This window comes from Bacteroides sp. f07 (assembly GCF_042854785.1).
Classification (GTDB): domain Bacteria; phylum Bacteroidota; class Bacteroidia; order Bacteroidales; family Bacteroidaceae; genus Bacteroides.
The window spans coordinates 488,419-502,126 of sequence record NZ_BAABXI010000003.1 but is presented as its reverse complement, the minus strand read 5'-3'; the positions used below and the strand labels follow the sequence as shown (position 1 = coordinate 502,126).

Annotated in this window: 7 protein-coding genes and 1 pseudogene; 1 reads left to right on the top strand and 7 read right to left on the bottom strand. The window is 46.8% G+C overall.

The features are described 5' to 3' along the window. Positions 1-4: 4 nt before the first annotated feature. Positions 5-1,315, bottom strand: a complete 1,311-nt coding sequence (locus tag ACGHVY_RS21955; RefSeq protein ID WP_308745945.1) for an anaerobic C4-dicarboxylate transporter — start codon at positions 1,313-1,315, stop codon at positions 5-7. 181 nt (positions 1,316-1,496) lie between these two features. Between ACGHVY_RS21955 and ACGHVY_RS21950 the strand changes: the two genes are divergently transcribed. Then, the gene (locus tag ACGHVY_RS21950) at positions 1,497-2,930 is read left to right on the top strand and encodes an aspartate ammonia-lyase (RefSeq protein WP_390601574.1); all 1,434 of its coding nucleotides are present in this window, start codon (positions 1,497-1,499) and stop codon (positions 2,928-2,930) included. A gap of 77 nt (positions 2,931-3,007) precedes the next feature. Here ACGHVY_RS21950 and ACGHVY_RS21945 read toward each other — a convergent pair whose 3' ends face one another. The 6 genes and pseudogenes from ACGHVY_RS21945 to ACGHVY_RS21920 form a co-directional block, all read right to left on the bottom strand. Then, positions 3,008-4,036: a glucoamylase family protein gene (locus ACGHVY_RS21945; RefSeq protein WP_390602063.1), complete on the bottom strand. Its 1,029-nt coding sequence runs from the start codon at positions 4,034-4,036 to the stop codon at positions 3,008-3,010. 234 nt (positions 4,037-4,270) lie between these two features. Further along, positions 4,271-6,556 (bottom strand): annotated as a pseudogene (bglX, locus tag ACGHVY_RS21940) (beta-glucosidase BglX); the annotation flags it as partial. 25 nt (positions 6,557-6,581) lie between these two features. Further along, positions 6,582-8,252, bottom strand: coding sequence for a glucoamylase family protein (locus ACGHVY_RS21935; RefSeq protein WP_390601572.1), 1,671 nt, complete (start codon positions 8,250-8,252; stop codon positions 6,582-6,584). A 7-nt stretch (positions 8,253-8,259) separates the two neighbouring features. Further along, the gene (locus ACGHVY_RS21930; RefSeq protein ID WP_390601570.1) at positions 8,260-9,093 is read right to left on the bottom strand and encodes a LamG-like jellyroll fold domain-containing protein; all 834 of its coding nucleotides are present in this window, start codon (positions 9,091-9,093) and stop codon (positions 8,260-8,262) included. A gap of 20 nt (positions 9,094-9,113) precedes the next feature. Next, on the bottom strand, positions 9,114-10,634 hold the full coding sequence (locus tag ACGHVY_RS21925; protein ID WP_390601568.1) for a RagB/SusD family nutrient uptake outer membrane protein: 1,521 nt from the start codon (positions 10,632-10,634) through the stop codon (positions 9,114-9,116). Positions 10,635-10,652: 18 nt separating this feature from the next. Then, positions 10,653-13,688 (bottom strand): SusC/RagA family TonB-linked outer membrane protein, encoded by a 3,036-nt coding sequence (locus tag ACGHVY_RS21920; RefSeq protein WP_390601566.1) that lies wholly within the window; start codon positions 13,686-13,688, stop codon positions 10,653-10,655. Between the last annotated feature and the right edge of the window lie 20 nt (positions 13,689-13,708).

The following is a 13,708-nucleotide window of genomic DNA, read 5'->3' as shown; positions in this document are numbered from 1 at the left end:
TATATTAGAATATTTGTATAAAAAGCAGTCCCAACGCAATCGCGACGGCTGTCGACACCAGTCCCGGCATCATGAACGAATGATTCAACACATATCTGCCGATTTTTGTTGTCCCTGTCCGGTCGAAATTGATGGCGGCCACCACGGTGGGGTAGTTCGGGATAAAGAAATATCCGTTAACGGCGGGGAACAGGGCAATAAGCATATACGGAGAGATGCCCAGCGCGATACCTAGTGGTACGAGTGCCCGCACGGTGGCTGCCTGACTGTAAAGCAGGATAGACATCACGAACAGCGCAATCCCGAAAAGCCACGGCATCTCGCGGACAATGCCTTCAATAGAGAAAGTTAGTTGTGCCATATTCCCTTGAAGAAACGTATCACCCATCCAGGCAATACCGAAGATAGCGATAACCGCTTGCATCCCGGCAGGGAATACGGAACCTTGCGTTGCCTTGATTCCATCTGTCTTTGTCACTAACAAGATGATGGCTGCGGCTGATAACATGACAATTTCGATGATGGATGACATTCCTAATGTAACAATCTCACCGTCAATAAGGAAAGACGGGCGCATACCTTCAAAAGAGCCGAAGAGTACGATAAACGCAGTCGCCAATATAAAAATGATGACGGAAATCATCGCTGAACGTTTGTTCTTGACATCTTTAATCTCTACTTTCTTGTCGTTGAAAAGACCTTCTTTCAACCGTTTCTGATATTCGGGGTCGTCTACAAGGTCTTTCCCCACTTTCATTGAGAATAAAGCGCCTACCAGAACACCAACGATAGTAGCGGGAATTGTAATTTTAAGAATATCGAAGAGAGTAATATCAAATCCCGCCAGCAGTCCGAGTAAAGCAACGGTGGCGGCGGAGATAGGACTTGCCGTGATGGCTTGTTGAGAAGCGATGACCGCAATGCCGAGCGGACGTTCCGGGCGGATTTTGGTTTCAGTGGCAACTTCCGCTATCACGGGCAATACGGAGTAGGCCACATGTCCGGTTCCTGCCACGAAAGTAAACAGATAAGTCACCAGCGGACTTAACAGAGTGACGTGTGACGGATTTTTTCGTAGCAAATGTTCTGCCAGCTTTACCATGTAGTCGAGCCCCCCGGCGGCTTGCATACAAGCGGCTGCCGAAATGACGGCGGCAATCATCAGCATGACGTCGATAGGCGGAGCGGTGGGTTGTAAACCAAAAACGAACGTGAGTATCGCCAATCCAACGCCTCCCATAACGCCAAGGCCAATACCGCCCAGGCGTGCGCCAATAATAATGGCAGTCAGAACAAATGCTAATTGTAATATCATAGGTTGTTGCTTCTTTTAAGTTTAAACACAAAGATAAGTGTTTTCGTTCTTTGTATTTTCTTTTTCTTCTATTAACAACAAAAAACTTATTGAATAGTTTTTGCATATTTATAAAAACAATAAGCTCGCTGGTTGGTTATATAAGTACTAACTAAAATGTTATTGTTATAAAACAACCGATATGGAACAGAATTTATCGAAGAAAACTCGTACAGAAAGCGACTTGATAGGAAGTCGTGAAGTGCCTGAAAGTGCATTGTATGGAGTGCAGACACTCCGTGGTATTGAAAACTTTCGCATCAGCAAGTTTCATTTGAATGAGTATCCTTTATTTATTCAGGCGTTGGTTATCACGAAAATGGGGGCTGCCGTTGCCAACCGTGAACTGGATTTGCTGACCGAAGAACAAACAGACGCTATTTTGAAAGCTTGTAAGGAAATTCTCGAAGGGAAACATCACGAACAATTTCCTGTCGACATGATTCAGGGCGGAGCCGGAACCACGACGAACATGAACGCCAATGAAGTGATTGCCAACCGTGCGTTGGAACTGCTGGGACACCAGCGCGGCGAATACCAGTATTGTTCTCCCAACGACCACGTGAACCGTTCGCAATCCACCAATGATGCTTATCCTACCGCTATTCACATAGGCTTATATTATACCCACCTGAAACTGGTGAAACATTTCACCGAGTTGATAGCATCTTTCCGCAAGAAAGGAAAAGAGTTTGCGCATGTGATTAAGATGGGACGTACTCAGTTGGAAGACGCTGTGCCGATGACCCTCGGACAGACATTCAACGGATTTGCAAGCATCCTGGAACATGAAGTGAAGAACCTCGACTTTGCCGCACAGGATTTTCTGACGGTCAATATGGGGGCAACTGCCATCGGAACCGGCATCACCGCCGAGCCTGGATATGCCGAAAAGTGTATTGCCGCTTTGCGTAAAATCACCGGACTGGATATAAAACTGGCGGACGACCTGATAGGAGCCACTTCGGATACTTCCTGCATGGTAGGCTATTCGGCTGCCATGAGACGTGTGGCTGTCAAGATGAATAAAATATGCAATGATTTGCGGCTATTGGCTTCCGGTCCCCGTTGCGGATTGGGAGAGATTAACTTGCCGGCTATGCAGCCGGGTTCTTCCATCATGCCCGGAAAAGTCAATCCGGTGATTCCCGAAGTCATGAATCAGATAGCCTATAAGGTAATAGGAAATGACCTTTGTGTAGCCATGAGCGGCGAAGCCGCCCAAATGGAACTGAATGCAATGGAGCCGGTGATGGCACAATGCTGTTTTGAATCTGCGGATTTGTTCATGAATGGCTTCGATACTCTGCGTACTCTGTGTGTGGACGGTATCACGGCAAATGAAGAAAAATGCCGTCGGGACGTGCACGACAGCATCGGAGTAGTGACAGCCTTGAATCCGGTAATCGGATATAAGAACTCTACGAAGATTGCCAAAGAAGCGTTAGAGACAGGAAAGGGAGTTTATGAACTTGTATTGGAACATAATATCCTTTCCAAAGAAGATTTGGATACCATTCTGAAACCGGAGAATATGATAAAACCGGTGAAGTTGGACATTCATCCGAATAGTTGATTGATGTTATAGTAAGTGGAAATAGAATCAATAGAGAAATCGCCGGAGTGGATTAATAGCTGCTCCGGCGATTTTAATTATTTCTTTTTATTAAGATGCGGACTGGAGAATCCCAGTTTGCGTAATCCTTTTTGTATATCAGGATGCTGCATAAACAGTTTCCAAAGCAGTTGTGAACGGTAGTTCTCAATCATCACGGCAACAGGCCCCTGGTCGATGGCAAGATATTGCTGCGGATACCAGTTTTCCGTTTCACTGAAGGCATCGTAGAAACCGTACTCCCCCCATGTCTTGTTTTTCTTTTGATACAGGTATTTCATTACGTCCATTGATTCTTCCGGCGTATAAACGATGGAAGAAAGAGCGGCGGTCGGGCTGATAACTCCGTGGTCTTCTTTTTCGTTGGGAGCATGTGCAGCATACCCCTTAACGGAGTAACTGGCGGTCAGTCCCCAACAATTTTCACCATATCCTTTATAATTCTTGGGATTGCGGATGCAATAAGCGCGATTAGCCAGCGTGTAGTTCTTCATTTCATCGAAGTAGTTGGCGTATTGGTCTTTCAGTCCGTTCGGGTCAAGTCCCAGGAAAGAATAATGAGCCCAGAAGAGAGGCCCGACGCTGCCGGTCTGGTATCTTAGGTTCATCGGCAGATGCTCGGCAGTATGCGGCTTAACGATTGCGCCGTTTTCCGCCCAGCCTTCGTGGTAAACCTTTGCCGGAACTCCGTGTGTAGGTGAAGCGGCAGCCAAAATATACATAATCAAACATTCATTGAATCCACGTACACGGAAATTCATATCCCACTGATGCTCCGGGCTCCAATGCCAGAAAAGTACATTCTCCTTATTCCGGTACCAGTTCCAGTCCACGTCTCTCCACAGCTTATCCATGCGTGCGGCAAGTTCCCGTTCTTCTTTGTTGCCATTTACGTAGTATTGGTGTGCAGCGAGTAAACCTTGTACGAGGAAAGCTGTCTCTACCAAATCCCCACCGTTGTCTTTAGGACCGAACGGTTTTATTTTTCCTGTCTCTCCATCCCACCAATGCGGGAAAGCTCCATGAAACTTGTCGGCCCGTTCTAAGAAAGAGACAATTTTTGCCATTCGTGCAAATCCTTCTTCACGGGTGACGTAGTTCCGTTCTATTCCGGCAATAATAGCCATAATGCCGAAGCCGCTGCCGCCTGAAGTAATAATATGCCGGTCGTTCAGCGGATAGTTGCCATCCACATTCAACCGTTCTCTTGCCATTCCGCTCACCGGCTCCGCTCCGTTCCAGAAATAATCGAACGTACGTCTTTGTACGCTATCCAGCAATGCTTCTTCCGAGATTTTCTCCTCTTCCAGCAGCGTGAATGTTGCCATCTTCGTATCCCGACTGTTGCCGCCGACCATGACCTGGAACTCTCCCGGTTCATAAACATAATCGAGGTCGTAGTTGTAGAACTTCAAAAGTTCCGGCGTGATTTTGAAAGAAATATTCTTTGATTCTCCGGCCTTCAGGAATACCTTTTGGAAGCCTTTCAACTCCTTCACCGGTCGCGTGACACTTCCTACTACATCACGGATATATAGTTGTACGGTTTCCTGTCCGTCTCGTTTCCCTGTATTTGTGAGTGTAACGGTGGCTGTCAATTCTCCATCTGTCCGAAGCTGTGAATGGCTCAGTTGCAGGTTACTGTATTCGAACTGCGTGTAGCTGAGTCCGAAGCCGAAAGGATAGAGAGGGTCATTGCTTACGTCAAGATAGTTGCTGCGGAATTTCTCAAACCATTTTCCTTCTTCCAGGGGGCGTCCTGTATTCTTATGGTTGTAGAATAAAGGAGACTGTCCTACATTTTGCGGAAAGCTCATAGTCAGCTTGCCACTTGGGTTTACATCTCCGAATAACACGTCTGCGATAGCCGGAGCCGCTTCCGTACCACCAAACCATACATTCAGAATAGCCGGAATATGTTTCTCTTCCCAAGTCAGCGTTAACGGGCGTCCGGTGAAAACGACGAGTACCACCGGCTTGCCTGTCTTTGCCAGTTCTGCCAATAGTTCTTTCTGGACATCAGGTATGTTGAGGTCGGTGCGGCTGCTCGATTCACCGCTCATCTCGGAAGATTCGCCCAAAGCCGCTACAATAACATCTGATTGGCGTGCCACTTTCAATGCCTCATTCAGCAATTCCTTATCCGTACGGTTGTCTCTGCCCAATTCTCTGCCGAACATCGTAGCTCTTTTTTCCAACTCAGGATCGGCTGTCAGATTACTGCCTTTTGCATAGAATACGCGTGTGTCTTTTCCGGCTACTTCCCGGATTCCTTCCACCAGAGTCATCGGTTTGTTCAAATCCACGGCTACGCTCCAGGTGCCCGGCATATTGGAACGGGTATTGGCAAGCGGACCGATAACGGCGATTTTCCCGGATTTCTTTAAGGGAAGTACTTCCTGCTGGTTCTTCAGCAACACAAAACTTTCAGCGGCAATCTTACGGGCAATCTCTCTGCTTTCACGGGTGTAAATCTCTTTAGCCGGACGGTCGGGGTCACAAAACTTATACGGGTTATCAAAAAGACCGAGTTTATATTTAGCTTCCAGTATCCGGCGGCAGGCTTGGTCTATCTCTTCCACATTGACTTTATTCTCTTTCAGTGACTGGGCTAGCGTAGTCAGGAATCCTTCGCTTACCATGTCCATGTCAATTCCCGCTTTGAGGGCACGTGCCGATACTGTCGGCAAGTCACCGATACCATGCGGCACCATTTCGCTGATACCGGTATAGTCCGTCACAACAAAACCGTCAAATTTCCATTGCTTGCGTAGTATGTCCGTCATCAGCCACTTGTTGGCAGTAGCAGGCACGCCGTCCACTTCGTTGAAAGATGCCATGACACTTCCTACACCGGCTTCTATCGCTGCCTTATATGGATACATATATTCGTTGAACATACGGATACGGCTCATATCTACCGTGTTGTAATCTCTTCCGGCAAAACCGGCTCCATAAAGGGCATAATGTTTCACACAAGCCATGATATGGTTATTTGAGGTGTAGGAGTTGTCTCCCTGATATCCCCGTACCATTGCTTTGGCGATTTCACCGCCTAGGAAAGGGTCTTCTCCATTTCCTTCGGAGACACGTCCCCAACGGGCATCCTGGCTGATGTCCACCATCGGGCTGAACGTCCAGCAGATGCCGTCCGCACTTGCTTCAATGGCGGCTATGCGTGCCGACTGCTCGATAGCTTCCATATTCCAGGTAGCTGCCAATCCCAAAGGAATGGGGAATGCTGTCTCATATCCGTGAATCACGTCCATACCGAATAGTAATGGAATCTTTAAGCGGCTTTCTTCTACGGCAATACGTTGTACGTCGCGTATTTTAGTCACTCCTTTGATGTTGAACAAGCCGCCGACTTGTCCCTTACGGATTTTGTCGGCGATGTTGCTGCTGGTTGCCTGACCGGTAGTGATGTCTCCGGCACTGGGAAGATTCAGTTGCCCGATTTTCTCTTCCAATGTCATTTTGCTTATGAGTTGGTCGATAAATCGGTCCATTTTTTCATTCTTTCCGCCCTGTGCGTGGATGCAGCAAGTAGCGGTCAAGCATACTAGAATAGTGAGGATTCTGTTCATATCTGTTTTTTACCTATTGAATTGTTTATTTTAAGTCCGGGCTGCTGAATCCTAACTTCTTCATTCCGTTCTGAATATCCGGGTCGGACATGAAGAGGTTCCATAACAGTCCGCTCCGGTAGTTTTCGATCATACAGATAATCGGGCCTTGGTTGATAGCGATAAATTCTTTGTCGAACCATTGCTTGCCCAGATTGAATGCGTCAACGAAACCATATTTCCCCCAAATCTTATCTCCCAGTTTATAATAGAAGAAATGCAGGGCTTTCATTGATTCTTCCGGTGTGAAAGGGAAGGAAGTCAAGGCGGCGGTAGGGGCGATTACACCATTGTCATTGTTCGGAGAATGGGCACTGTATCCGTTATCGCCATCACTGGCGGTCAATCCCCAGCAGTTCTCGCCATAACCTGCATAGTCTCTCGGATTGTTAACACAATAATTGTAGTTGATTAATGCGTGGTTCCGGGTTTGTTCCTCATAATTGGCATATGCGTCCGACAGGCCTTTCGGGTTAATCCCCAAGAAAGAATATTGTGAAAGGAAGAGAGGGCCGCCGTTGTCCGTACCCAGCGGCAGGACATAGTCATAATAGACTTTTCCGTTTTTCATTCCGCCGTTGTTTGCCCATCCTTCGTCGTAGACAACTTTATCAACAGCGTTTGTAGGTGAAGAAGCTGCGAGCACATAGGCTATCAGACCTTCGTTCCAACCGCTGATTTTCAAGCCCATTTCCCAACCATGATTGCGGCTCCAATGCCAGTACAATACATTTTCCGAACTTTCTTTGCGGAACCAGTTCCAGTCTATGGCTTCCCATAATTTGGTAATGTCTGCACAGAGCTTTTGTTCTGCCTCATTGCCGTTCTTAAAATAAGCCCTGGCGGTCAATAGTCCCTGAAAAAGCAGAGATGTCTCTAGTAAGTCCACTCCGTCGTCAATATCACTAAACGGTTGTATGAAACCGCTATCTCCATATATCCAGTGTGAATAAGCTCCATGATAACTCTCGCATCTGCCCAGGAAGTCTACAATTTTCTGAATACGTTCCAATGCCGCTTCCTTGCTGATAAAGTTTCTTTCTGCCGCCACGATGATTGACATCACTCCGAAGCCTGTTCCGCCGGTTGCTACCGTATTTGTTGAAGTGCTTCTTTCACGCGCCATACCACAATCAGGATGCCCGAAATCCCAGAAATAACTGAATGTTTGTCTCTGAACTAGCGTCAGCAACTCTTCGTCATCAATACGGTCAAACTTGTCGGAATCTTCCATTCCTGTTTTTATACTATACACTTTTCCTGTAAAGATAGGTTCGCCGGTTGCTGATTTTATTCCCGGATACACTACAAACTTATAACTCGAATAGTTACTGAGTGAATTTACCGGAGTGACGGTCAGTTTCTTATTGTCAGCATCCATCTGGTAATTGACTTTTAGTTCAAACTCATCTTCACCGTCCAATTCGATGAAACGGATATTCTTTGCGACGGTCGATTCATCTACTGCATCCGAGAATTGAAGTACGATGGAAGCTTCCGGGTCAACATTCGTAAAAGCCGATAAGTTCTGTTGTTCACCGATACTGATAGTTGTTAATCGAAAATCGGTGGTTGTTGTTTCATTATCATCACTACAAGAGGTTAGCAATGCAATGACAATAAAGAGGATATGAGTGAATGATAAATATTTTTTCATGGTATACTTAGTCTTTGGTTACATATAGATTTCGTATCTCGCTCCTTTTGAGAGCCTTGTTGTAAAAATGGAACTGGTCGAACATTCCTGAGTAATTACGTGCCCAGTCCATATTTGAGGTGTTGTCCGTAAGTCGTGGGTTGGTGGTGAATTGGAAAGCGCCAAGCGCCATTTTCCCTACATTCTTGAATTTTAGTTTCCCATAGTTGGGATAAACCTGCGATACAACTTTTTCTGCGTTCCTGTAAATCTCTAAAGTAGATGTTTTCTCGTCATATTTGAATGCCATGTGCACCCAGTCATCAATTAATACATCACTAATTAAGGTTTCAAGCCACCGTATCTCTTCTGTCCCTGAATTGACATTGTTCATGCGTACCTTTATTTTGGCTTCCGTTCCATTATAATTCCATTCAAGATAAATATCCAAGTTTCCCCAATCTGCTTCGGTATTACTAATGGTGAACAAGCCAGTTCCATTGGTTATAGGTGCTCCGGATTTCATCCAGAAAGCGACTGTGAAACTACCTAAATTCTCAATACTGTCTTTCAGGGCTTCCGGGGTTTCAGCTACCATATAAGTATCTGCCGCTCCCTGGTATGCCTTGCCGTTAATACCTTCCGCAAAGCGGGGAGTACCGCCGGCAGTAATGCCGAAGTTATAGATACTGTTATTCTCTAAATTATCTTCGAAAGCCAATCCCAGCTTCATCGGGTTATAAGGCTTTTCCGGCAGTTCTTCCGGATAATCGAATCCCGGATGATCCATATCCTGGAAACAGGACTGAACCATGAATCCAAGGAGAAACAAAGCGATGGATGAATATATATATTTTTTCATATCAATAGTCGTTTTATATATTATAGGTAATCTGGATTTTGTTTCAATACACCGTTAGACTTGTCTATTTCTTCTTGCGGGAGCGGCAATAATGCATGCTTCTTTTGATAACCTAAGCTGCCTAATACATCTTCTGCAATTCCCCAGCGCACCAAGTCGTAGAAACGGTCGAATTCCATAGCGAGCTCCGCTCTCCGTTCCTGACGGATAGCGTTCCGCAGTTTCACCTGGTCGTCTGTCGTGACTTTGGGCAGGATATTGGTATTCTTGCCTCTGGCACGGCTGCGCACCATTTCCAGATAATCTTTGGCAGCCTTCGTATTGTTCTGTTCGATGGCTGCTTCTGCTGCCATCAACACTACATCAGCATAGCGGATAAGGCGGATATTGAACCAGAAACCGAACTTGGTATATTTAGCGCGATAAGTAGGATTCGTATAAGCCTTTTTATTGAAATACTTGGCAATCACATCATTTGTGGCAACCGGCTTTTCATTGTAAGGTTGATTGGCAGGGATTAAAGAAGGAGATTCTCCTACCTTTATGAAATACAGAAGCGTTTCATCTTTGCGGGGATCGCCGGATTCAAAGGCCTTCGCCAATGTCTCGGTCGGTGTATTCCAGCCCCATCCCATATTCCATTCGCCGGAACCTCTGACGCCCTGCACCAATGCGAATTTACTTCCTATATCTTCGCTTTCGGGCAAAGAAGAGGTGGCGGTACATTGCAGTTCGAAAATAGACTCACTGCAATTCTCACCAGATTCGCGGAATATCTCGTTGAAAGGCGTATTCAGATTGTATATTCCGGAGTTGATGACATCTGTTGCGGCAGTCCAGAGGTTAGACCAGTCGTTGCGCATCATATACGTCCGGGCGTGCAGGGAACGGGCGGCTCCCCAAGTGAGGCGACCGATATATTTGCTTTCCCACGTGCGGGGCAGATACTTTTCCGCTTCTGTCAAGTCCCGGTCTATCAGTGCGTATATATCGCTGACGGACGACTTGGGGATATTGGCATCCGATGACTGGTTAATCTTGAAATCAATCAAAGGAACTTCGCCGAATGCACGCACCAGATTGAAGTAACAATAAGCCCGGAAGAAAAGGGCTTCCGCCTTATTGACGAGGTTGCCATCCGTCAGATTGCCTGCTTTCATTGATTCGAGCAGTGTATTCACTTTGTGGATAAGACTGTAGTTGGCGCTCCAGTAGCCTTGCAGCATTGCGTCGCTTGCGTCGTAATTGAACTCGTCATACATCTTGGCGGCACCCGCTCCGTCTGTCGATGTACTGCCTTTCTCCGCGTCTTCCGAACGGAAGCTGTGGATAGCAAGCGCGGTTGTTCCCGATGTCAGGGCATAGTCGCGCATGGCAGCGTACATTCCGAATATTTCGCTCTCGTACGTACCCCCGGCGAGGTCGGTGTCGATAAGTTCCCCTTGCGGAGCCTGGTCCAGTAAATCGCTGCATCCCATTTGGGCGAATGACAAAGTGCAGGCAGCTACTATATATAGAATTCTTTTTTTATTCATAGTCATATAACTTTAGAAATGGAGTTAGAAAGTAAGATTCAAACCGAAGGTATAAATGGTCGGCATCGGATAAGTGCCGTTGTCTACTCCGAAGGAAGTAGCGCTACCACCGATTTCGGGAGTATATCCGCTGCATTTGGACCATGTCTTCAAGTTCTGTACGTTGGCATATAACCTGAGCGATTTCAGATAAATCTTTTTCAATAAGCCCGGATTAAACGTATATCCCAGTTCGATATTACGGATACGGAAAAAACTGCCGTCTTCGATGAAGTAACTTGAATTCTGGCGGTTGATGCTTCTCGACGGGTCAAGGATAGGTTCCCAGTTAGAAGTACCCTCACCGTTCCAGCGGTTCATGCGGCGGAGCGAATAGTTGTTTTGAGAAAACTCGTCCGACTCCCAGTTGCGGTAAATCTCGTTTCCATATACTCCCATCATATCCATGCTGAAATCGAATCCTTTGTATCCGGCACTGATAGTCAGCCCATAGGTGAAATCGGGGGTAGGATTACCAATCATGGTACGGTCTTTGTCATTAATCTCACCGTTGCCGTCTACATCCTTGAACTTCAAGTCGCCCGGTGCTACGGTACTCAATGTGTTTTTAGGAGAGCTCTGAATATCTGTCTTATTCTGATATACGCCTTCCACCTGATAGCCGTAGAAGTAGCCGATAGGATACCCCTGGGATACTCTTGACGGACCGGATACGATGGCATAATCCTTGTTTACCAGTGATTTTACCTTATTGTCTATCGTGGTCAGGTTGGCGCTGACCCCATAACTCCAGTCCTCGCCGATGCGGTCATTCCAGGAAGCGGTCAGTTCCCATCCTCTGTTTTGGATTTCCCCGATATTCTCCAGTCCGGGAGTAGAGCCCGAAATGCCGGGAACGGAAGTCAGCAAATCCTTGGTCGTTTTGTTATAATAAACGGGAGATAGGCGCAGGCGTTGTTTCAGAAGATTCATTTCGAAACCGGCTTCCCAGGAATAGTTGCGTTCCCAGCCTAATGTCTGCGACGCCAGGTAAGCGAGTCCTTTTCCTTCAACGATATTGTCACCGAATACGGCAGAGCCGGAGTTGACGATTGTAGGATAAGCCGGATAGTTGTAGCCGCCTGTATTCTGGCTGCCTAATACCCCCCATGAACCTTTCAGTTTCAGATAGTCGATGACAGACTGGTGTTTCATAAAATTCTCTTCCGAGATTACCCATCCGGCGCCGAAAGAGTAGAAATTATCCCATGTATTTCCGGTACGCTTGAATACGGATGAACCGTCACGGCGATAAGAAGCATTGAACAGGTAGCGGCTTTGGTAGTTGTACAGTGCTCTAATCAGGTAAGACATGGTGAAGCGCTTGTACTGTGAACCGCCGTTTGTCGCAGTGGACTGGTCGCCGATAGTGCTAATCCACCATTTGTCGTCATTCTCGCCAATGCTGATGCCGTCGCCCAGTTTCTGGCTTCTGCCGGCATCCAGTGAGGAATATTCGTTGTAGTTGGTTGTCATACCACCTGTCAGTGTAATGCCGTGTCCGCCGAATTTTCCGGTATAAGTCAGCACATAGTCGGACTGTGCAGCCATGTTTGTCGATTTTTTCTGTGTGATGCCTTCGCGTTCGCCTACATTTTCCTTTTCCCCCTTATCTACATTGTACAAGTAGATGATAGGAGAGTAGAGACGTGACTGGTCAGAACTGTAATCCATAGCGAATGTGGCACGGAAAGTCAGGTTTTTCAGTAAGTCCACTTCCCCGTAGATATTTCCTGCCATGCGGTAGTTGATGGCTTTGTTGTGCTGTCCTCTGTACTTCACGTCAATCATCGGGTTCGATACCTGCGCTTGCTGGAAGTCCGGCAAGAGTTGCAGAAGTCCGGTCTCTTCATGGGATACTGCTGCGATGGGGGCTGCCTTGATGGCTGCGCTCACGCCTTTAGCGTCCGGCGGAAGCATACGTACACCGTTAATCTGGAAGCCGAAACGCAGGAACTTAGTCATTTCGTATTCACTGTGCAGGTTGATAGTCAGTTTGTTCAGCTTCTCGCTCTTGATAGAGCCTTCTTCCATGGTGTAGCCAAGTCCCATGTAGAACTTGCTTTTATCCGTAGAACCGGTGATGCTGATATTGTTGTTGGTCAGGAAGCCTGTCTGGAAGATTTCGTCCTGCCAGTCGGTGTCGGCTGCCCAGTTGGTATAGTCGAACGGGTCTAATCCCTGGTTATTACGTTGTTCGTTGTATAGTTCCTTGAATTGGGCGGCGTTGGTAAGTTCCACGCGGTCACCGATATGTTTGAAACCTACCGAAGCGTTGATGCTGACGGTAGTCTGTCCTTCCTTGGCGCGCTTGGTCGTGATGATAATTACGCCGTTGGCACCCCGTACGCCGAAGATAGCCAGTGAAGACGGGTCTTTCAGAATCTCCATAGATTCGATGTCCGCAGGATTCAGGTAGTTGATGTTATCCGTGAAAAGTCCGTCTACCACATATAAGGGAGTATATCCGTTGATAGAGTTTGTTCCGCGGATTCTGATTTCCGGGTCTTGACCCGCCCTGCCGGTATTGACGATTTGAACACCCGCAATTTTTCCCTGGATAGAAGCCAACGGATTGCTGGCAGGCTTGGTGGCTATATCAGCCGCTTTGACTGTTTCGATAGAGCCGGTCAGGTCTCTTTTCTTCGCGCTACCATAACCGATAACGACAGCTTCTTCCAGTGCAAAAGCTTCTTCTTTCATGACGACATTGATGGTAGTACGATTGTCTACTACGATAGTTTGTGACGTCATTCCGATAAAGGAGAAAGTAATTTTATCGCCTTTCCGGGCAGAGATGCTATACTGACCGTCTATGTTGGTGACGGTTCCGGTGCCGGAAGCATCTATTTGCACGGCCACTCCGGGCAATGGTTCGCTTGTTTCTGATGTGACGATACCTTTTATCTCCCGTATCTGTGCGGATAGAGTGGTGACTGCCAATAAGAAAAATCCTAATAGAAGTCCTTTCTTTAATAGAGAGATGTCCTTACAAAATGAATGGGTAAGTTGGTCTTTCATTCTATTATTAGTTTTAGTTT

What these genes read in the sequence shown, in the direction of transcription:
- ACGHVY_RS21955 (WP_308745945.1), bottom strand. Translation starts at nt 1,315, where the DNA reads ATGATATTACAATTAGCATTTGTTCTGACTGCCATTATTATTGGCGCA.
- ACGHVY_RS21950 (WP_390601574.1), top strand. Translation starts at nt 1,497, where the DNA reads ATGGAACAGAATTTATCGAAGAAAACTCGTACAGAAAGCGACTTGATA.
- ACGHVY_RS21945 (WP_390602063.1), bottom strand. Translation starts at nt 4,036, where the DNA reads ATGGCAAAAATTGTCTCTTTCTTAGAACGGGCCGACAAGTTTCATGGA.
- ACGHVY_RS21935 (WP_390601572.1), bottom strand. Translation starts at nt 8,252, where the DNA reads ATGAAAAAATATTTATCATTCACTCATATCCTCTTTATTGTCATTGCA.
- ACGHVY_RS21930 (WP_390601570.1), bottom strand. Translation starts at nt 9,093, where the DNA reads ATGAAAAAATATATATATTCATCCATCGCTTTGTTTCTCCTTGGATTC.
- ACGHVY_RS21925 (WP_390601568.1), bottom strand. Translation starts at nt 10,634, where the DNA reads ATGACTATGAATAAAAAAAGAATTCTATATATAGTAGCTGCCTGCACT.
- ACGHVY_RS21920 (WP_390601566.1), bottom strand. Translation starts at nt 13,688, where the DNA reads ATGAAAGACCAACTTACCCATTCATTTTGTAAGGACATCTCTCTATTA.